General features: G+C 42.3%; 17 protein-coding genes. 10 read left to right on the top strand and 7 right to left on the bottom strand.

Features of this window, described 5'->3' with window-relative positions; translation table 11 throughout:
* Positions 1 to 89: 89 nt before the first annotated feature.
* Positions 90 to 689: a Crp/Fnr family transcriptional regulator gene (locus tag Q4600_RS04920; protein WP_303513293.1), complete on the top strand. Its 600-nt coding sequence runs from the start codon at positions 90 to 92 to the stop codon at positions 687 to 689.
* Between the two features lie 47 nt (positions 690 to 736).
* Here Q4600_RS04920 and deoD read toward each other — a convergent pair whose 3' ends face one another.
* A complete protein-coding gene (gene deoD, locus Q4600_RS04915; RefSeq protein ID WP_303513290.1) occupies positions 737 to 1,447 on the bottom strand; it encodes a purine-nucleoside phosphorylase in 711 nt (236 codons plus the stop codon).
* 218 nt (positions 1,448 to 1,665) lie between these two features.
* On the opposite strand from deoD, the gene Q4600_RS04910 reads away from it, so the two are divergent.
* Positions 1,666 to 3,000 carry an amidohydrolase family protein gene (locus Q4600_RS04910; protein ID WP_303513288.1) on the top strand — a complete coding sequence of 445 codons (1,335 nt, stop codon included), beginning with the start codon at positions 1,666 to 1,668 and terminating at the stop codon, positions 2,998 to 3,000.
* A gap of 487 nt (positions 3,001 to 3,487) precedes the next feature.
* Here Q4600_RS04910 and Q4600_RS04905 read toward each other — a convergent pair whose 3' ends face one another.
* The 5 genes from Q4600_RS04905 to Q4600_RS04885 form a co-directional block, all read right to left on the bottom strand.
* Positions 3,488 to 5,173, bottom strand: a complete 1,686-nt coding sequence (locus tag Q4600_RS04905; RefSeq protein WP_303513286.1) for a thiamine pyrophosphate-binding protein — start codon at positions 5,171 to 5,173, stop codon at positions 3,488 to 3,490.
* A 146-nt stretch (positions 5,174 to 5,319) separates the two neighbouring features.
* Entirely contained in the window at positions 5,320 to 6,192 is an 873-nt protein-coding gene (locus Q4600_RS04900; RefSeq protein WP_303513284.1) for a LysR family transcriptional regulator, read from the bottom strand.
* A 480-nt stretch (positions 6,193 to 6,672) separates the two neighbouring features.
* Positions 6,673 to 6,852 carry a hypothetical protein gene (locus Q4600_RS04895; RefSeq protein WP_303513280.1) on the bottom strand — a complete coding sequence of 60 codons (180 nt, stop codon included), beginning with the start codon at positions 6,850 to 6,852 and terminating at the stop codon, positions 6,673 to 6,675.
* 3 nt (positions 6,853 to 6,855) lie between these two features.
* A complete protein-coding gene (locus tag Q4600_RS04890) occupies positions 6,856 to 7,185 on the bottom strand; it encodes a hypothetical protein (protein WP_303513277.1) in 330 nt (109 codons plus the stop codon).
* A gap of 732 nt (positions 7,186 to 7,917) precedes the next feature.
* Positions 7,918 to 8,487 carry a hypothetical protein gene (locus tag Q4600_RS04885; RefSeq protein ID WP_303513274.1) on the bottom strand — a complete coding sequence of 190 codons (570 nt, stop codon included), beginning with the start codon at positions 8,485 to 8,487 and terminating at the stop codon, positions 7,918 to 7,920.
* Positions 8,488 to 9,145: 658 nt separating this feature from the next.
* Between Q4600_RS04885 and Q4600_RS04880 the strand changes: the two genes are divergently transcribed.
* Both Q4600_RS04880 and Q4600_RS04875 read left to right on the top strand, forming a co-directional pair.
* Entirely contained in the window at positions 9,146 to 9,850 is a 705-nt protein-coding gene (locus tag Q4600_RS04880; protein WP_303513271.1) for a hypothetical protein, read from the top strand.
* Positions 9,850 to 10,188: a hypothetical protein gene (locus Q4600_RS04875; protein WP_303513269.1), complete on the top strand. Its 339-nt coding sequence runs from the start codon at positions 9,850 to 9,852 to the stop codon at positions 10,186 to 10,188. The genes Q4600_RS04880 and Q4600_RS04875 overlap by 1 nt, the downstream gene beginning before the upstream one ends.
* A gap of 345 nt (positions 10,189 to 10,533) precedes the next feature.
* On the opposite strand, the gene metH is transcribed toward Q4600_RS04875, so the two are convergent.
* Positions 10,534 to 14,250 (bottom strand): methionine synthase, encoded by a 3,717-nt coding sequence (gene metH / locus Q4600_RS04870; RefSeq protein ID WP_303513267.1) that lies wholly within the window; start codon positions 14,248 to 14,250, stop codon positions 10,534 to 10,536.
* Positions 14,251 to 14,682: 432 nt separating this feature from the next.
* Between metH and Q4600_RS04865 the strand changes: the two genes are divergently transcribed.
* The 6 genes from Q4600_RS04865 (at position 14,683) to cobU (ending at position 20,506) form a co-directional block, all read left to right on the top strand.
* The gene (locus Q4600_RS04865) at positions 14,683 to 15,585 is read left to right on the top strand and encodes a histidine phosphatase family protein (protein ID WP_303513263.1); all 903 of its coding nucleotides are present in this window, start codon (positions 14,683 to 14,685) and stop codon (positions 15,583 to 15,585) included.
* Positions 15,586 to 16,061: 476 nt separating this feature from the next.
* Positions 16,062 to 16,892 carry an ABC transporter ATP-binding protein gene (locus Q4600_RS04860; protein ID WP_303513260.1) on the top strand — a complete coding sequence of 277 codons (831 nt, stop codon included), beginning with the start codon at positions 16,062 to 16,064 and terminating at the stop codon, positions 16,890 to 16,892.
* The gene (locus tag Q4600_RS04855) at positions 16,889 to 18,001 is read left to right on the top strand and encodes an iron ABC transporter permease (protein WP_102526119.1); all 1,113 of its coding nucleotides are present in this window, start codon (positions 16,889 to 16,891) and stop codon (positions 17,999 to 18,001) included. The genes Q4600_RS04860 and Q4600_RS04855 overlap by 4 nt, the downstream gene beginning before the upstream one ends.
* 22 nt (positions 18,002 to 18,023) lie before the next feature.
* Positions 18,024 to 19,073 (top strand): nicotinate-nucleotide--dimethylbenzimidazole phosphoribosyltransferase, encoded by a 1,050-nt coding sequence (cobT, locus tag Q4600_RS04850; RefSeq protein ID WP_303513256.1) that lies wholly within the window; start codon positions 18,024 to 18,026, stop codon positions 19,071 to 19,073.
* Positions 19,074 to 19,145: 72 nt separating this feature from the next.
* Positions 19,146 to 19,922 (top strand): adenosylcobinamide-GDP ribazoletransferase, encoded by a 777-nt coding sequence (locus tag Q4600_RS04845; RefSeq protein ID WP_248955108.1) that lies wholly within the window; start codon positions 19,146 to 19,148, stop codon positions 19,920 to 19,922.
* Positions 19,922 to 20,506 carry a bifunctional adenosylcobinamide kinase/adenosylcobinamide-phosphate guanylyltransferase gene (cobU, locus tag Q4600_RS04840; protein WP_303513254.1) on the top strand — a complete coding sequence of 195 codons (585 nt, stop codon included), beginning with the start codon at positions 19,922 to 19,924 and terminating at the stop codon, positions 20,504 to 20,506. The genes Q4600_RS04845 and cobU overlap by 1 nt, the downstream gene beginning before the upstream one ends.
* Positions 20,507 to 20,568 lie beyond the last annotated feature (62 nt).

Here is a 20,568-nt window from a genome sequence, read left to right as displayed (position 1 = left end):
AAATGTATATCAAACCTGATATAGCCTTTCGGTTTAGCGACTAACTTAGCTAAAATAAAATGGCCTATTACATGCGGGAGTGACTTTGATTGAAAAATATTATTGCTGTGCTTGAATCAACCGGTGTGCGCAAGCACGATTATGCCCAGGGTCGTTATCTATTGCGCCAGTCCTGTGAAGTCACCGCGCTATTATTTTGTGTTGATGCCAATTTTACGGTTTCTTATATCAATGATAACGGCAATGAATTTATTTTGAAGGTGGAAGAAAATTACACTGGCTTTGTCGGTGAGATGGAATTTTTTCAACAAGAGAATCATTCACTTTTCAGTGTTAAATCTAATAAGCCCGGAACCTATTATAAGCTCAGCAAAATGCAGGTGTTAACGGTTTTATCGGCTGACAGTCAGGTTTTTTCTGACTTAATGGCATTGATGACCCAACGATATAACACCAATGTCAAAAAGCTTATTGAACGTCTCACTCAGCCAACAAAAATAAGTATTATCAATCAAATACTGCAAGCTCATAACGTGTCGGATGATGAGCTATTTGATTTGTCATCGACTTTAAATGCTAAAAAACTCGGCATTACTACACGAACGTATCGCAGAATTGTGCATGAACTTATCGAAGAGAAAAAGCTAGAGAAAATCGGTAAACGTTATAAGGTTATTGGACAACTTTAGCTATTAAACAGAACGCCAAAGGCTTGTTGACGTTCTTCATGCGATAACTATAACGGCTTGATGGCTGTTTCTAACGCTAATTTCATCATATTGTCAAAAGAGCTTTGGCGCTCTTCTGTGGTCAACTCGCCGCCTTTTATAACGTGATCAGACACTGTTAGTATGCTTAACGCTTTCACACGATGTTTCGCTGCGATGGTAAATAAGGCAGCCGATTCCATATCATAAGCGAGAATATTCATGGTTTTCATCGCAGGTAGCAGCGTGTCAGGATCTTCGTAGAAAAAATCGCTGGTAAAAATATTACCAACACGCAGCTCAAGAGATTGTGACTGTGCCACATCCCAACAGTTTTTAAGCATCGAAAAATCAGGTGCCGCAGCATAATCATAACCCGCAAAACGTGCACGATTCATGGCGTTACCTGTACTGGCAGCGTTAGGCACAATAATATCTCTTAGCTCAATATCTTCCGCAATCGCGCCGCAGCTACCAACACGGATTAGCTGTTTAACCCCAAATTCATTGATAAGTTCATTGGCATAAATGGCCATAGAAGGCGTGCCCATACCAGAGGCCATTACTGAAATTGCTTGCCCTTTATAGGTGCCGGTAAACCCGAGAATATTACGTACATCACAGACTTGCTTAACATCTGATAGATAGTTTTCGGCAATAAATTTCGCGCGTAAAGGATCGCCAGGCATTAAAACCGTGTCAGCGAAATCGCCTTTTGATGCATTAATATGGGGAGTCATGGTGCTACCTTTTTATGGTGTTTATTAAACTAGTTATTTTAGATAAAACCTGTTTTAGATAAGAGGACATTTGTCCGAAATACGTAAAAATAGACGGTATGAACGCGTATGCAAACAAATCGTTATAGTGGTTGATTTTTTGTAGTGGCTGCACAATATTTATACAGTACCTTAATTTTGCTTAAGTAAGTTCTTTTTCTAAACCCTATGGTGGTTATATGTTAAACAAATGGATTGCACCAATTACACTGGCTACATTGACGTTATTAACCAGTAATGTGATTGCAAGTGAGGAACAACCGCATCGTTATCTCATCAAAAACGTTAATGTTTTTGATGGCAGCGACAAACTTATTCCAAATCAAGATGTCCTTATCGAAGGAAACCTCATCAAACAGATTTCTGAAAATATTACCGCAGAAAAAGAGACTGAAATCATTGAAGGTGACAATAAGACATTGAGCCCAGGGTTTATAGCCGTGCATGAGCATATTATTGGCCAAATGTCCTTTGGCGATATATTTACTACAGATACAAGGTTTGCAGCTTATGTCGCTTCAAGTACGGTAAATACTTACCTAATGAATGGCTATACAGCCTTAAGAGATGTCGCTGGCAATACTTTTTCTTTGAAAAAAGCAATCGATGAAGGTTATGTAACAGGCCCCCGAATTTACCCATCTGGCCCAATGATCACACAAACATCTGGCCATGCCGATCACCGCCATGCCTCTGATGGTTCAAACGTTAATGGCAATGGCACATGGGATCCAATGGTAAGAAATGGTGACATGGTTATAGCCGATGGTGTACCTCAAGTCCTTAAGGCCGTAAGAGAAAGTTTAAGACAAGGGGCGACACAGATTAAAATAGCTGTAGGCGGTGGCACAGGCTCTTACGCTGATCCGCTTGATGTTATCGAATTTACACCTGAAGAGATTAGAGCCGCTGTTAGCGCAGCCAGTGATTGGGGCACCTATGTTTTAGCGCATGTTTATAATAGTGATGGTATTCGACGTGCCGTTGATAATGGCGTTAAAAGTATTGAGCATGCCAACCTTATTGATGAGAAAACACTTAGATACATGAAAAAAAACGATGTGTGGCTGTCACCTCAAGTCAGTGTTTACACTTTTATTCCTAAAGGTTATACCGAAGACCAAGCGAAAAAACATCGTGCAGCATACGCAGGACTTGATAACTTATTCTCGACAGCTAAAAAAATAGGTTATAAAAAAATCGCATTTGGTTCAGACATTATTACTGACCCTGCAGCTATTGAGCGGATCAATGAGGAATTTGTTCATCGTACTAAATGGTTTTCTAATGCGGAAATTATGCAACAGGCAACAGCAAACTCTGCGGCATTACTCGCTCTGTCAGGTAAACGTAATCCATATCCACACCCTATGGGCGTCATTAAAGTGGGGGCATACGCTGATTTATTGATAATTGATGGTAACCCACTTGAAGATATTTCGATTCTGACTAAACCTAAGCAAAACCTTAAAATGATCATGAAAGATGGGGTCATATACAAGAATACCCTTTAAGTCTCAAGCAACAAGCAAGCTAATGAAGTCTGTTCACAACTTGCTTGGCGCTATATGGCTTAATTTATTGCTATAGAAAGTTTGTGGCAATAGCTAACGCTTGCGGTGGGGCTCCTATGCCCCGCGAACGCTATCCTGATTCTGATAGGCAGGATGCCTGAATGCTTTGAAGCACATGGATGTACGAGAAAGGCCATGTGAGGCTTACGCTAACTCTCCGAAAATTAACATGGCCACCTATTTTACATGGTCACCCACTCCAAGTGGCTCCCGCTTATTCCCCCCACTTATTTAAAAATAGGCACTGCGACTGCTGCTAACTCTTGGTAACAAACTGGCTCCAAGATCCGATTTTTTTTTGAACGCAAATAAATGCCAAAAGTGAAACAACCTGCGTCTAATTTCACTTATTATGACCTCAGTTATTACTACTTATTTAATCGGGAACTCAGCCATTGCAGGCTGAGTTTACTTGAAACGCTAGATTTTAGTGTTGTAGCAACTGACTAAAACGTAGATTAAAGCTGGCAGAGTCATTTGGGTCTAACATGACCCGTACTATGTTTACGCCTTTAGGCTCTTTTAATGCAGTGAAAATCGCATCCATTTCTTTTTCAGTGTTGACTACATAGCTATGCACATCAGTACCTTCAGTGCCGCCAAGAGCTTCACCAAGCTTTTCGTACTTCCATACTGCAATGTCGTTATAAGCACGCTCTACACCTGGATGAATCGCTCTTTCTGCGCCGTAACCTGCATTGTCTAAAATAAATAAAGCTAAGTCTTTCTTGTGCTCAATTAAGGTGGCTAAATCCTGTGCACTCATAGTGAATGCCCCTTCGCCTTGGATACTCACCGAGCGACGGTTGTGTTGTTCATTGGCAAAGTTAGCGCCGACAAACATGCCAAATCCTGCACCGAGCGATCCCCAGTTACCACAACCATGCATAACAACATCCGCAGGGAACTCAGCTTGTGAGCTATTAATAAATCCGCCAGTATCGCCATATAGCATGTCGCCTGCTTGCAGGTAATTAGCAAATTGCACAAATAATCGATCGATGGTGAGTTCATTATCGGTCGGGGTGAATTTGTCGTTTAACTCAAAGGCAAACTTACGTCGAGATTGCAAAGACAGCTCGCCTGCATCGATATGCCTGATAGCAGCTAAAAGCGCTGGAACAAAGTCGCGTAGATAGACCATGTCATATCGCTCACCATTAATTTCGACATAGTCTTTACGGATCCAAATGACATCTTGTTGCTGACCTAGTCGAGTTGAAAATACACCCGTATCAAACTCATTGAATGTCACACCAAGTGCTATAGCCACATCTGCACCATCCATCATTTCTTTGGTGTAGTCTTCGCTGACTTCGCCCATATAGATCCCCACACTGTTAGGATGATCTTCGAAGTCGCCCATTTTACAGGTGAATGTAGTGGCAACAGCAGCGTTAAGCTGATCAACTAACTGCACGCCTTGCTTAATCATGCCTTCGCGCTGTAGAAGGTGCCCTGTTAACACACTGCGAGTGTGTGATTTTTCAAGTAAGGCAACACTGGCTTCAAGTGCTGCATTGAGGTTAGTCATTGAAGACTGCTCAAGCATTAAGTCCAGTGGACGCGTTGGTGCAGGTACTAATGCTGTTTGTAGATCATAGGGTACTTCTAAGTAAACAGGCTTTTTGGTTTGCATCGCTTTACGTAGCATTTGGTCTACTTCAAAGGTGGCAATGCTTAAATCAACTAAGCGCTGGCTGGCGCAAGTAATGTGTTTAAACATATCGATATTAGTGTCGAAGTTGTTCTCAATCACATGATGGTAGCGGCGCTCTGTTGGTGTTGATAACACCTTGACCGTTGGCGTGCCAGCAATGACCATCAAAGGTGTGTCGTCAGCATAAGCGCCAGCAATGGCATTAGTACAGCTCAATGAACCCACCCCAAATGTCACAACCATAGCGCCGAAACCATTCAATTTTGCGTAACCGTCAGCAGCATAGGTGCCGTTAAGTTCATTGCGTGGCAGGACGTGCTTTACGCCATGGTCGCCATCTAAAATCTCATCAAAAAATGGCAGAACATAGTCACCTGGGATGCCAAAAACATGATTAGTGTTAAGTTCTTTAAGACGAGTCAGGATGTAAGTGGCTAGTGTGATCTGTTTCATGGTGTTACCTCAACGTGGTTTTAATTTGGTGCTTTGTTTGTGTGAGGTAATAGTAAGCAATGGCTGATATCTTCTATATAGCGTATTTCGAGCTTGCCAATCCCAAAAATGAGATTGGCTTTTTAACTGAGTGGAGAAGGGGGGATTTACTTAAACGCGCTGACGATGGCATCCACTACCGCTCGCTGAGCGGCTGATTGTAACTGGCGACTTCGATAGAGTAGTGAGAAAGGCACGGGCGCTAATTGGTAGTCGTTAAAGATTTTCACTAAGGCTGAGTCGGCTGGTTGCAGCGCATATAAAGGAATAATGGCGTAACCAAGACCTTCTTTTGTCGCGGAGAGCAACATTTCAGCATCCATCACAGTGAGTTTGCAGCTCGGTTGAATTTTGAATTGTTCATCGGTGCTTTTATGGGTAATCGGCAATGAAGGGTGAGAAAGCGTTGAGATATAAGGCAGGTTATTAAACTCAGCATTATTGATTGCATCTTTATATTGCAGGGAAAATGCTTCACTAGCGAAAAAGGCGAGTTCGAGCTCAATGAGTTTTCTGGCGATTAAGTTACTTTCAGGGAGTTCACCGTTCACCACTGCAATATCGACATCGTCAGTTAATGCAGTGGAGTTAACTGAGTGCTTGAGTTCGACACTGAGCTTAGGGTTATCTTTGAGCAATGTAAGAATAGCAGGATGAATATAGCGAGCATAAAAAAGCTTGGTGGTGGAGATAACAATATGACCGCTGAGTAAGCCTGAGTCATCATTAAGTTCATCGACAGTATTGGCGAGTTCTTCAACAATATTCGCTAATTTTTGGTAATACTTAGCGCCTTCATTAGACAGTGATAATTTGTTTTTATTTCGAATAAAAAGCTGCAAGCCTAGGTTTTCTTCTAACGACACAATCCGCCTACTGACCGTTGATAATGGTAAGCGGGTTTTCTCGCTCGCTCGCTTCATGCTGCCATATTTAGCGACTTGGCAAAAAACATAATAATCATCTAATTGAATTTTCATAAGCAATCCCTATCCCTGTTCTACTCCAAGATGCTTTATTTCAAGAGAAATTAAAAGTGATTTAACGCAGGTTTAGCGCTTAAGGCTAAGGTAATTCGTGGCGCTTCGTTCCTTATTGTTTGAGAACGCTAAAAAGAATGTGAACTGCGACACTCTCTTATTCGTTGCCAACATTGCCTCAGTAGTCTCAGCTAAATATTCGGAAAACGAATGATTTCCAACGGGGGAATATTTAGCGTCAGACTTCATTTGGGTGAGATTAGAATTAAGTTTACTCTGACCCACTTATAAAAAAGTCGTTAAGTTACTTTTTACAATGGATGGCATGTTACGTGTTTACGGGGGAGTAATTAGCGTCAGACTTTATTTGAATTTGAATTTGAATTTGAATTTGAATTTGAATAGCAAATAGTCATAAAGATGATCGCAATCCAGGTAGGGGTTGTTACTGTACTTTTTAACAATGAGTGGCATGTTAAGTTATGCTGCTTTTCCCGCCATCTCCAGTGAAACAAACTCTTTGGAAATAGCATTGACGCTTCTAAATTGGTACCACTGCAACCCGCATATCAACAACGAACACACAATAAAGCTGATAACGGGAAGCAGAAGCATTGAGATTAATGGGTCTGCTAAATTAAGTAACATCATTACATCCATTTATTAGTCCTCATTACTTACTAATGCTGTATCTGGCTCTGTTACTGATTCAGTCAACTCAAGAGAAGTACTTAGCTCAAATAGTTGCTCTGCGATGTGGCTTTGCAGATTCAAAGTAATTTCTTGTTTTGCAGTTTGTAGCATTTCTGTGGTTGCTTCAGTAAAACGTGTTTCTAATACACTTACGACATCAGCACTACTCAATTCATTAGCTTGAGCGCCAATACTTGCTGTTGCAATAACGGCAATTAACGCTAATTTTTTAAATGTACGGTTAGTTTTTGTAGATGCTGAACGAGCTACTAAATTTGTATTTGAGGTTGAGTTAAACATGGTGTCTTCCTTTTCAATTATGGGGTACACCTAGGTTATTACAAGCTGCGTGCCAAGTTTTTCTGTAGTCAATTAAGTTGCTGATTTAAAATTGTTTTAAATGGTTTTAATCAAAAGCAAATCAAATAAAAATCAAAATATATTCAATTTGCACCTGTGTAATAAATAAACAATTAGTCATTTTAACCACCTAAGTAGTGAGTTTAGTTAACTCTTAATTGGCAAACCGCAAATACAAAAAAGCGCCTCTAATGAGACGTTTTTTTATGTTCAAAAATAGTTTAATCAGTGGTGATATTATTAAGGTAGAAAGTGACATCTGCAGGAAGCCGACTTTGATGCATTTTTCAACAGCATCCCAAATGACCTCTAATAGTTTGACCCCACTTATTTTGGCCTTGCGGCCAAGGTAAGTCGTGGCGCTTCGCCCCATACTGTGCAAAGAGTGCGACCAAAAGGGTGTGAACTGCGACCCCCTTCTTACTCTCTGTAAACATTGGCCCCGCAGCCCCGACGAAGTGGCTCTTGGTAAATATTAGGCTCATGCTAATTTAAGCTAATTGACTATCGCCTCAGATTCGCCATCCATGGCTCAACTGAGGCTATCTCGGCGTCCATGCCGAGCTCACGTCAATTCACTTAACGCACTCGGACACTTCCAACGGGGAATCATCCAGCGTCCGACTTCAATTTAGTTGAAAGGATTTAGTTTACTAGGAATCACTTTATTACTTAATAAATCCGGCTTTTTAGTTGCTTAAAAGAAGTAATTCCTGCATATTTTTTTGTTAATAATTTTTGTCCAATTGAAACATCTGTTGGACTACTCATATCTACAAACTCATTGATTAGGGCGGAAGTTTCAGTTACTTGTGGAGAAAATTTTTCAAAGAAATCAGAAGAAGGGCAAAGGCTATCAATTTTTAACATTCTTTTCCAAGCTAAGCTGTAGTTTTCATGTGCTTCTTGTATATTATTTGGAACAACACTAGGCAGTTGGTTGTGTTCTTTATTTAATTCAATAAGCTTATCAAAGTAAATCCCGTAAGCTTCCAAAGTCTCATCAAATCTAGATTTTGCGTTGTCATAAAGCAACTGTTTTTTCCAAGACGTTAGTGCTTGCCTTGAGTAATAGGTAATAAATAATGTTGCGGCAGCAGTTACTGCTGCACTGAGGCATATTACAACATCTAAAAAGCTATTTAAATTTATTGTAACATCGGCGGTCCAAGCCGCGCCAAAAATCACACCTGAGATAAAAACTAGAAGGCAAATCAAAAAAGTTTTTAAATCAATATTCAAAGCTTCACCTTGTGCAGATAGACTAATTCTTAGGAAGTGTACCCTTTTTTAGAGATTTACAAAAATAGCCCTAACTAAATCTGAATATGTTGAGCCAGAGCAAACTAATCCAAACACCGCCGCAGTCTCCAATATTCCCATTCCAAGTTGCTGAAATACGCAGATAAAAATACCGTGTAGCCATCAGGATGATGGCTAAGGCTCGGCGGGACATGGATGTCCCATCTGAGCCGTTAGGTATTTTTATTGGAGTATGAAGAAGCACAACTTGGTTGGGGCGGCAGGGGTGATTCAAGAGGGGGATTGCTGTTGAACCCCATCTTGGCCAGTGCAGGGTGGAACCCTGCGATCTCAATCCAAACGAAGTTTGGAAACCTAAAAGAGTAACCAGTGATTACTCAACATCAATCTCTACTCAGGATCACTCTTACTCAGGATTGATGTGGTCAAGCACTGGTGCCAACCATCTTTCCGCTTCTGCCAAGCTCATTCCCTTACGTTCAAGATAATCCTCAACTTGCTCTCGGCCAATATTAGTAGCGTGATTTCGTGTGGGCAAAGGGATTTATCAGACTAAGAGTACACTATTTCTAGTTAATTAAGGGGGAGTAAATTACCTTTTATTGCTATTAATGCTAATAGTTAGGCATATTTATATATGGCATTATATAAAGTTATATTTAGATTTTTTTCAGAAAATTTAAAAGTTTTTTTACAAGGATTAAGTATGAAAGACGTGTTAATACCAATAGTATTCCCTGAATATAAGATAACAGTGGATACACCTAGAAAAGATGTAGATCTTATACCGTGGGTAAGTTTTGATAATTTTACAATACAGAGTTCAACTCAAAAACTATCCAATTTAGGGCATGCGGGCATCCTTATCGTCAATGGTATTTCGGGACTAACGAAATACTATGAATTTGGAAGGTATGATTATCCTGAAGAAAAAGGAATTGTAAGGAGAGTACCAGTCCCTGACGCAAAAGTAAGTACTTCAGGTGTAGAGCCTAAATCTTTAATTTCTGTTCTAGATAAGGTGAGTAAAATTGCTGGAAGAGCTACCAGAATCGAAGGTGTTTATATAGAGGCCACAGATGTTTTTGAAAAGCTTAACCAAAAAGTGATTTTGCAGAAAGCTCAAAATAATAACCCGAATCGAAAAGAGTATGACCTTACTTCGAATAGCTGTATTCATTTTGTTAAAAGGTTAGTTGAAGCAGCAGGTAAAGAAACGCCGTGGATGATAGATCCTCGGCCCGCATCCTATATCGGAGAATTCCGAGACGATTATCGTGATCTTGATTATTACCCTTCTAGTAAAAGGCTTGTTATTGAAGCTGTTGGGGAGTATTCCTAATGAAATGGATAAATATACTGCTAATATCTTTTTTGCTATTTGGATGTGAACAGGTAGCAACTATTGAGCCTGAAGTTCGTCCAAATAATATACCTCTAGCAGCCTTATGGGTTGGGGGGAGTGATGGCGGGGTCTATGTAAAAGTAGATCCTGAAAATGGCCAATATAAAGGGACCATCTATTTTGAGTCAAGTGGGGAGGTTTGGTATCAAGGAGGTTTTCAATACTCTGGAAATGAAATAATTGATACCAGAGATCAAACTCTCTATGCGGCTTGGGATGGCGATATTTTGTATCTCACAAATGGTGAGAAATTAGTATCAATGGCAACCGAATAAAAATATATTGGGTCAGAGTAAACTAAACCAATTACCGCCGCAGTCTTCAATATTCCCCATTCCAAGTTGCTGAAATACGCAGATAAAAATACCGTGTAGCCATCAGGATGATGGCTAAGGCTCGGCGGGACATGGATGTCCCATCTGAGCCGTTAGGTATTTTTATTGAAGTATGAAGCTTATTCGCTTTGAAAGAATAACTTGGTTGGGGGCGGCAGGGGTGATTCAAGAGGGGGATTGCTGTTGATCCCCATCTTGGCCAGTGCAGGGTGGAACCCTGCGATCTACATCCAAACGAAGTTTGGAAACCTAAAGAGTAACCTTATGATTACTCTGGATCACTCTCTATTCAGGGTCATAATCCAAAACCGGTGCCAACCATCTTTCCGCTTCTGCCAAAGTCATTCCCTTACGCTCAGCATAATCCTCAACTTGATCTTTACCTACATTAGTCACCCCAAAGTAACGTGATTTCGGATGGGCAAAGTACCAGCCTGATACGGCTGCGGTTGGGAACATGGCATAGCTTTCAGTGATGTTTAAACCAATGGTTTCATCGGGTTTAAGCAAATCCCACAATAAGCCTTTTTCAGTATGATCAGGACATGCTGGGTAACCTGGCGCTGGGCGAATCCCTTTGTATTTTTCACGAATAAGCGCTTCGTTATCTAATATTTCATCGGCAGCGTAACCCCAAAACTCTTTACGTACTCGTTCATGCATACGTTCGGCAAAGGCTTCAGCTAAACGGTCTGCAAGGCACTTAAGCATAATGGCGTTGTAGTCATCATGGTTCGCTTCAAAACGCGCGACATGTTCATCAATACCATGACCTGCGGTGACTGCAAATCCGCCCATGTAATCGGCAACGCCAGAGTCTTTTGGCGCAACAAAATCAGATAAACAGAAGTTGTCATTACCCACACGTTCAAGCTGCATGCGCAGATGATGGGTGGTCATTTCAACTTCGGTACGTGTTTCATCAGTGTATAGCTCAATGTCATCATGGTTGACGGTGTTGGCTGGAAATAAGCCCATAACCGCTTTGGCGGTGAGCCACTTTTCACTGATGATGGTTTTAAGCATGGCTTTACCATCGGCGTATAGTTTGCGGGCTTCTTCACCTACAACCTTGTCGTCTAAAATATCAGGGTAACGGCCATGTAATTCCCAGCTTCTGAAAAACGGCGTCCAGTCGATGCGATCAACTAAGTCTTCAAGTGGGTAATCATCAAAGACCTGACGACCTAATACATTCGGGGTAAACGGCGTGTAGTTGTCCCAGTCATGCTGACAACGATTCTCGCGCGCTGCCTCAATGGATATGATGGTTTTACGTTTAGTTTGTGATAAACGCTTTTCACGCATCACATCGTATTCATTATAGGCTTCATCAATGGTGGCTTGACGGGTTTCATTATTAATCAGTTTTGACACCATAGGTACGGCGCGTGAGGCGTCGGCAATGTAAATTGCCCCAGTTGGCGAATGGGGCGCAATTTTAACGGCGGTATGAATTTTTGAACAAGTCGCGCCGCCAATAATCGATGGAATGGTTAAACCTGCCTTATGGAAGGCTTTAACGTTGTGCACCATTTCATCAAGGCTTGGGGTGATAAGGCCTGACATGCCAATGATATCAACGTTTTCAGCTACCGCGACTTCAATGATTTTATCAACGGGCACCATCACGCCTAAATCGATCACTTCATAGCCGTTACAGGCCAGTACGACGCCGACAATATTTTTACCAATATCGTGCACGTCGCCTTTCACTGTGACCATTAAGATTTTGCCGTTTGATTGGCCTTCGACTTTTTCGGCTTCAATGTAAGGGTTAAGGTAAGCAACGGCTTTTTTCATTACTCGGGCTGATTTAACCACTTGCGGCAGGAACATTTTACCTGCGCCAAATAGGTCGCCGACCACGTTCATGCCATTCATTAATGGCCCTTCAATCACATCAAGCGGGCGCACAGCTTGTAGGCGCGCTTCTTCAGTGTCTTGGTCGATAAATTCGGTAATGCCTTTTACTAGCGCATGGGATAAACGCTCTTCCACAGGCCAGCTACGCCATGCTAAATCTTCTTTTTTAGCGATTTGTTTACCGTCACCACGAAACTTTTCTGCCACATCAAGTAGCTGTTCGGTATTAGTTGAGTCGGCAACAGGGCAAGGTAAGTTCTGCACCACGTTTTCGACTTTTTCTTTAAGCTCTGGGTCAATGTCATCATAAATGGCTAATTGACCTGCGTTAACAATCCCCATGTCCATACCCGCTTGAATCGCATGGTATAAAAACACTGCGTGGATCGCTTCACGTACTGGGTTGTTGCCACGAAAAGAGAACGAGACGTTTGATACACCACCAGAAATCATTGCATAAGGCAGGGTGGTTTTAATGTCTTTAATCGACTCGATAAAGTCGACCGCGTAATTGTCGTGCTCTTCAATACCCGTAGCAATAGCAAAGATATTCGGGTCAAAAATAATGTCTTCAGGCGGAAAGCCAACTACATCGACTAAAACGCGATAAGCACGGGTACAGATTTCAGTTTTACGAGCGCGGGTATCGGCTTGGCCGTCTTCATCAAATGCCATTACGATGGCAGCAGCGCCATAACGCTTCACTAAGGTCGCTTGTTTGATAAAGGCTTCTTCGCCTTCTTTCATCGAAATAGAGTTAACGATCGACTTGCCTTGAACGCACTTAAGGCCAGCTTCAATCACTTCCCATTTTGATGAGTCAATCATGATAGGTACACGAGAGATATCAGGCTCAGAGGCGATTAAGTTTAAGAACTTTTTCATCGACTCGGCGCCATCGAGCATGCCTTCATCCATGTTGACGTCGATGATTTGCGCACCATTTTCGACTTGTTCACGCACCACATCGAGTGCTTCTTCAAACTTTTCTTCTTTGATTAAGCGTAGGAACTTAGCTGAACCTGTGACGTTGGCACGTTCGCCCACGTTAACAAATAATGAGTTGCCATCAATGGTTAATGGCTCAAGTCCTGAAAGGCGACAAGCGACTGGGATCTCAGGCAGTTTACGTGGGTCGTGATTTATCACAGACTCACGAATGGTATTAATATGCTCAGGCGTACTACCACAACAGCCACCAACAATATTGAGCATGCCATCGGCGGCCCAATCTTGAATCACTTCAGCCATTTCTTCTGGGGTTTCATCGTAACCACCAAACTCGTTTGGCAGGCCTGCATTAGGGTGAGCAGAGACAAAACATTCAGCAATACGTGATAGTTCTTCAACGTATGGGCGCAGCTCTTTAGGGCCTAATGCACAGTTAAGGCCGATTGAAAGCGGCTTAATGTGGCGCAGTGAGTTATAAAAACCTTCGGTAGTTTGCCCTGTGAGTGTACGGCCTGATGCATCGGTAATGGTGCCCGATATCATCACGGGTAAGCGGTCACCCAAGTTATCGAAGACTTTTTCAATGGCAAATAAAGCGGCTTTGGCGTTTAAGGTATCAAAGATGGTTTCGACCATGATGATATCCGCGCCGCCTTCAATTAAAGCGCTGGTAGATTCAACATACGCATCGACCAGTTCATCAAAACTGACATTACGAAAGCTTGGATCGTTTACATCTGGGCTGATAGAACAGGTACGGTTTGTCGGGCCTAAAACACCAGCAACATAACGTGGCGTGCCAGTTTGCGCTGCCACTTCATCAGCTGCTTCACGTGCAACGCGAGCACCTTCTAAGTTCATTTCAGCCGATAGCGACTGCATGTCATAGTCGGCCATGGCGATAGTGGTGGCATTAAAGGTGTTGGTTTCGATAATGTCAGCACCAGCCAGCATGTATTTGGTGTGAATGTCTTTAATGATTTGACGTTGGCTTAGGATCAACATGTCGTTGTTGCCTTTTACGTCGCAATGCCAGTCTTTAAAGCGCTCGCCACGATAATCAGCTTCTTCCAATTTGTAGTCTTGGATCATGGTCCCCATGGCACCATCAAGGATTACAATGCGCTCATTTAGCGTATTGGTAAGTTGCTCAAGAACCTGACTGTAGGAAGTCGACTTCGTCATAACTGATTACCTTTATTACTTATTAGTTGGTGCTATTGGCCAGCAATATGGTGATGAGGCAGTGCGATTAACGCTCATTAGCATACCTTTATTGATTGGATAAAAGGCGCTGACAAGTGAAAAATCCCTGCAAAAATATTCATCATCAAGATTTGTTTGGACATTTAAACGTATAGACGTCCATAATACGTTTAAATAGATTGTAAGAGCAAGCGCATTACACAAGTAAGCTGGACGCTAGATTAAATTCAGTGTCTATGAAATCTTTATAATCGTCAGAAGTGAATGATTTACGCTTGATAATGGCTGGCTGTTAGCTGAGTGTATGCTTGAACTGAATGAAGGCTCGAAACAGAATGAAGGCACGAAGCTGAGTGAATTGAGCTGAGTTGCACTGAACTGAACGAAACGAAACAAGGGTGAAGCGTTAATATGCAACAAGCCAAAATGATATTACTGCGTCATGGTCAGTGCGAAGGTGGCAATATTTTACGTGGTAAAACCGATGTTGCGCTTACGCCTTTGGGCGTGGCCACCATGGAGGCTAGCGTAAAAAAATTAGGCGGGGCTTTGCAAGCTGCTCCGCTAACGATATACAGCTCTCCTTTAATACGTTGCCAGCAATTTGCCCAAAATTTAGTCGCTGATATAAATCAAAACCGCAGCTTCAGCCAACAACTTAATGCTAATGAACCTGTTAACAAGCGAGAGGTTGATTGCCAAACCAGCTTGTTAGCTGAAGTAATACAGATGCCGCAATTTCAAGAAGTAGATTTTGGTGATTGGGATGGGCAAACGTTTGATGCTTTATACCAACATGACGGCCAAGCTGTAGATAGCTATTGGACTAACCCTTGGCTGGATACACCACCTAATGGCGAAACGATGTTTGAGTTTGAAGCCAGAGTCACTAATGGACTCGCCGAGGTGTCTGGTCAACTTGCGGCTCAGTTATCAAGTTTGAAGCAATTAAATGAACAGGTTTCAGCTGAATCAAGCCTTGCTTCAGCGCCTGAGCCTGAGCCTGAGCCTGATTCTGATACTGACTTTGATAATGGCACTGCTACTGAGAATGAGAAAGCGACTGCTTTGATTGTCACCCATGGCGGCGTGATCCGCTGCATCATGAGTCATATTTTAGGGCTTGAACAATGCGCTGGTTTGTATTCACAGCTGGCGATAGATTACGGCGCCACAGTGGTGATTGATGTTTATTGGCCAGAACAGGCAGTAACTAAACAGGCGGTTAACAGTGCTTCTGAAATTGAATCGATGCAATCAATGACAAAGCCTGCGGACAGTAAACCCGTCTACCGATTACATTGGCCGAGTTAAATTAATCACCTGCAAAACTTGTGCAGCTAAATCACTAAAAGATTATCGTTAAAAGGTCATAAACTCGGTGAGATATATCGTACAATAGTGCGAGAACAGTTTAACCGCTTGCAAGCCAAGCACTTAATAATCACTGTTTGTTTAAAATGTAATAACGTTAATTTACTGCTTTGTCGTTAGTAAAACTCGATAGCCAGTAAATGAATAGGGAATCATGGCATTCATAAGTTACTTATGATGATTAGCATGAACTGTACCCGCAACTGTGATGTGGCATTAAATAGCAAGCTAGCTTGTGTTTGCCCACTAAGTCAGATACCTAGCGTTATTTTCTTTGCTGTTTAACAGCGTTATGCAACCTAAGCGGGTGACTTAGGCGGAGTGTTAATGTTATTTATTCGTTCATTTTCCTTATCAGGTATTAATGCATTTTTTATCGCTAGCGCTGAAGGCGTTATCGCTAAGGCGATAAAGATATGAGTGTAGATATCCCTTCAGCGTTAAACGTTGAACTCCTCAGTTGGTCTGCTGATGATAACCAGATCCTTTCTCGCGTCAGCTTTAGCCAAAATCAGGGAGAAATGCTTGGACTGATTGGCCCCAATGGCGCCGGTAAGTCGAGCTTACTGCGTTGTCTCTATCGTTATATCACCCCAGAGCAAGGCAATGTGAAGCTTTTTGGCCGTAACATTAATGGCTTTAGCCAAAAGCAACTGGCGACTCAAGTGGCAGTCGTTCAGCAAGAAACTCCGCACTATTTTGAAATGACCACAGAGCAAATTGTCGCAATGGGGTTAACGCCCCATAAAGGCTTGTTTGAAAGTGATTCTCTGTCGGATAAACAAGATATTGCCGATGCACTTACCAAAGTTGGTTTGCAATTAAAGGCCAAGCAGCAATATGAGCAGTTATCAGGTGGCGAAAAACAACGGGCATTAATTGCCCGTGCGATTGTGCAAAAACCTCAGCTGCTGATTCTTGATGAACCGACCAATCATTTAGATATTCGTTATCAAATCCAAATTTTAGAGCTAGTTAGGCAACTTGGGATCAGTGTGATTGCTTCTATTCATGATTTGAATTTAGCCAGTGCTGTGTGCGATCGCTTAATACTGTTAAATGCAGGCAAGTGCATTGCGCAAGGTTTACCAGATGAAGTGTTAACTGAAGCCATTATTGGTGATGTATTCGGGGTATGTTGCCAAGTGTCCAAACACCCTCAACACGGCAAGCCTTTGATTACCTATTTTTATGGCTATCAAAGTGGTGGTCATAGTAAAGATGATGAAGCAGAGGCAAGTTTATGACCCTAGCTGCATCATCGATGAAATATAAGCTATTAATTTTTGCAACCGCATTATTAACCCTAATGACACCGATTGCAGCATCAAGCTTTGGCGCTGCAAACATTAGTTTTGAGCAAGTACTTGGCTTATTTACCTCACCGTTTTTGGGCGCTGACGCTGACAGCGCTAATGCCTTAACGCAACGAATTGTGTTTGAGTTACGTTTACCTCGAATTGCATTAGCCTTTATTGCTGGCGCAGGTTTAGCGCTCGCGGGCAGTGTGTTGCAAACTGTCACGCGAAATCCGTTAGCAGATCCCTATTTATTTGGTATAAGTTCTGGAGCCTCTTTTGGCGCAGTATTGGTGCTGAGTTTTTTTGGTAGCCAAGGATTAGTGCAGCAATGGTTGTCGGAGTCTGGTAGCCACTTAGCCGAGGCGATACTGCGTTCTGGCTGGTTTAGTCATGATGCCTGGTGGTCATGGTCATCACTCAGTTTGCCCATAGGGGCATTTATTGGTGCGTGTTTTTCAGTGTTATTGGTGTTGTCTTTATCGGGTTTTGGCCGCGCAAGCCAAGTTGAAAGAATGCTGTTATCCGGTGTTGCTACTTCATTCATGTTTGGCGCACTGACCAGCTTGGTATTGTATTTTTCTAGCCCGCAAGCTGCGGCGTCAGTGCTGTTTTGGAGCTTAGGCAGTTTTGCCAAAGCAAGTTGGCAAGGTCTGGTGATACCCGCTGTGGTGGTATCAGCCAGTATATTGATTATATTGGCATTTAAGCGTCAAGTTATCGCGATACAGGCTGGCGATGAAAGTGCCCACTCATTGGGGGTAAATGTCGCCAAGCTGCGTTTGTATATGTTGGTATTGTGTTCATTAATCACCGCCGTACTCGTGGCAAGTTGCGGCGGTATTGGCTTTGTGGGGTTAATGATCCCCCATACTGTTAGGCTACTTTTCCCTGGGCAGCAGCCTATTTTAATTACCGCACTTGTCGGTGGATTATTTATGGTGTGGATAGATGTACTCGCCCGTTGCTTACTGGCTAACCAAGAATTACCTGTTGGGATTATTACGGCTGCTATTGGTAGTGTGTTCTTCCTATTTGTTTTACGCCATCGTCGTTAAGACGCTGTTTTGGAGTATAAAAATGTTTGCAGTAGATCCGGTTAACCATCATATAGATGAGCAGATCCAACATAAAATAAACCAAAAAACTAAGCCTTTGGGCGCGCTAGGTCTTTTAGAAACCTTGGCAAAGCAAATTGCTCAAGTGCAGTTTGCCAAACAATTTAATGGCAGACACAAATTGTCGATTAAAGAACCTGCAATGTTAGTGTTTGCAGGGGATCATGGTATTGCAGCCCACGGGGTGTCTATTGCGCCGAGTGAAGTGACTAAACAAATGGTGGCAAACTTTGCCTCTGGCGGCGCAGCAATTAATGTCTTTTGTCGTCAAATGGGCTTAAACCTTGAAGTGATTGATTGCGGGATGCTCACCCCAAGTGATGCGCCTAGCGTGACTAACCATCGACTCGGCTCAGGCACAAAAGCGATTCATCAAAAGCCTGCGATGAGCTTATTGTCGGTTAAAGATGGTTTTAGTTATGCCAATGAAGTGGTGCAGCGCCATTATGATTCAGGTTGTAATTTAATTGCTTTAGGTGAAATGGGCATAGGTAATACATCATCTGCCGCAGCGGTGATGGCAGCTTTATTGAAATTAGATATTAAAGATTGTGTTGGCCGAGGTACGGGTATTAACGATGAAGCGTTTGCATTAAAAACCGAGTTATTAACTGTGGCGATGAACCTACATCGTAATAATCTTAATGATCCGGTTAATGTTTTGGCTTGTTTGGGCGGCTTTGAAATTGTGCAGATGACTGGGGCTATTTTAGCTGCGGCTGAAAAGAGAATGCTGGTGGTGATTGATGGCTTTATCGCGACTGCAGCAGCATTAGCAGCGGTAGCACTGCACCCTGATGCGCGAGGTTATTTAATTTTTGCCCATCAGTCTGATGAGCAAGGTCATATCAAAATGCTGCAAGCGTTAGATGCTCAACCGATTTTATCTCTAGGGCTAAGACTCGGCGAAGGGACGGGAGCAGCACTGGCGTTACCGATTATTCAATCAGCTGTTAATTTTTATAATGACATGGCCAGTTTTGAAAATGCTGGCGTGAGCAATGTGGTTTAGGCTGCTATTAACATTAACGCTATCAAGGATTAGAGAATGTCTCAGGGTTCAGATATCGGCTCCTATTTCAATATGGGCTGGTTCAGGAAACAACTAAACTTACTGCTTATCGCAATGAGTTTTTTTACTCGAATTCCTATTCCTGCATGGGTAGAGTTTGATAGCGATAAGCTCAATAAAGCCAGCCGTTACTTTGGCGTAGTGGGCTTAATTGTGGGTGCTGCGAGTGCTTTGGTATTTTGGTTAAGTCAGTTTGTTTTACCCAATAGTGTTGCGGTGATCTTAGCCATTATTACTAGCGTATTAATGACTGGTGGTTTTCATGAAGATGGCTTAGCGGATACCGCAGATGGTTTTGGTGGTGGCTGGAAAGTTGCTGACAAATTAAAGATCATGAAAGACTCCCGTATTGGCACTTATGGCACCTTGGCAGTGGGTTTAACCTTACTGTTAAAGTGGCAACTATTGGTTGAAATTGCACTTTATAGTCCACTTAAAGCGGCTATTGCGCTGATTGTGGCACATTCTTTAAGTCGAGTCGTTGCGGCGAGTATGATTTTCTCTGAGCAATATGTCACTGAAGATGATGGTAGTAAATCTAAGCCGTTAGCACAGCACCAGCATATTAATGATTTATTGATTTTATGTCTTAGTGGTTTTGCCGTCTTAGCTTGTTTAAATGGCCTTGTGGCATTTGTGTTGTTGCTGGTATTAGTTGCGCTTAGACAATTATTGATTTGGGGTTTTAATCGTCAAATTGGTGGATACACAGGCGATACCTTAGGTGCGGCTCAACAAATTAGTGAACTGATGTGTTACTGCATCATGTTAACCATAGGATTGAATTAATGATCCATCTTGTTTTAGGTGGCGCGCGTTCTGGTAAAAGTCGTTATGGAGAAACCTTAGCGGCAACGTATGCTGAGCAGGTTTCTGAACAGGTTTCTGAGCAATGTTCAGCGCAAAGCCCCAGTTGTATTTATATCGCCACAGCAACTGCACTAGATGAAGAAATGAGTCAACGTATCGCACGTCACCAACAAGACCGTGTTGATGCTAAAGTGAATTGGTTATTGATTGAGTCGCCACTGGCATTAGCATCCACCCTCATGGAACAAAGTGCTGCTGATAAGGTCATTCTGGTTGATTGCTTAACGCTTTATTTAACCAACCATTTAGTTGCTAGCGAAGAAACCCACCGCAATGGTGTAGATGATTTATGGCAGCAACAAAAAATTGCTTTGCTTAACGCTTTACCACAGCTCAAAGGTCATATCATTTTTATCAGTAACGAAGTGGGTTCTGGCATTGTGCCATTAGGTGAACTCACACGTCGTTTTGCCGATGAAGCAGGTTGGCTAAATCAAGCCATTGCCGAGCAAGCTGACAAAGTGACTTTAATCGTCGCGGGTTTGCCATTAGCGCTAAAATAAACAGTTATTAAAAAAAATCCCCAACTTATTGCCTATCGACGTTGAATTATTGGTAATAAATG

Origin of the sequence: Shewanella sp. 2_MG-2023, assembly GCF_030548905.1 — a bacterium.
Classification (GTDB): Bacteria; Pseudomonadota; Gammaproteobacteria; order Enterobacterales; family Shewanellaceae; genus Shewanella; species Shewanella electrodiphila.
The sequence above is the reverse complement of the archived record's forward strand: the minus strand, read 5'-3'. Positions and strand labels throughout refer to the sequence as shown.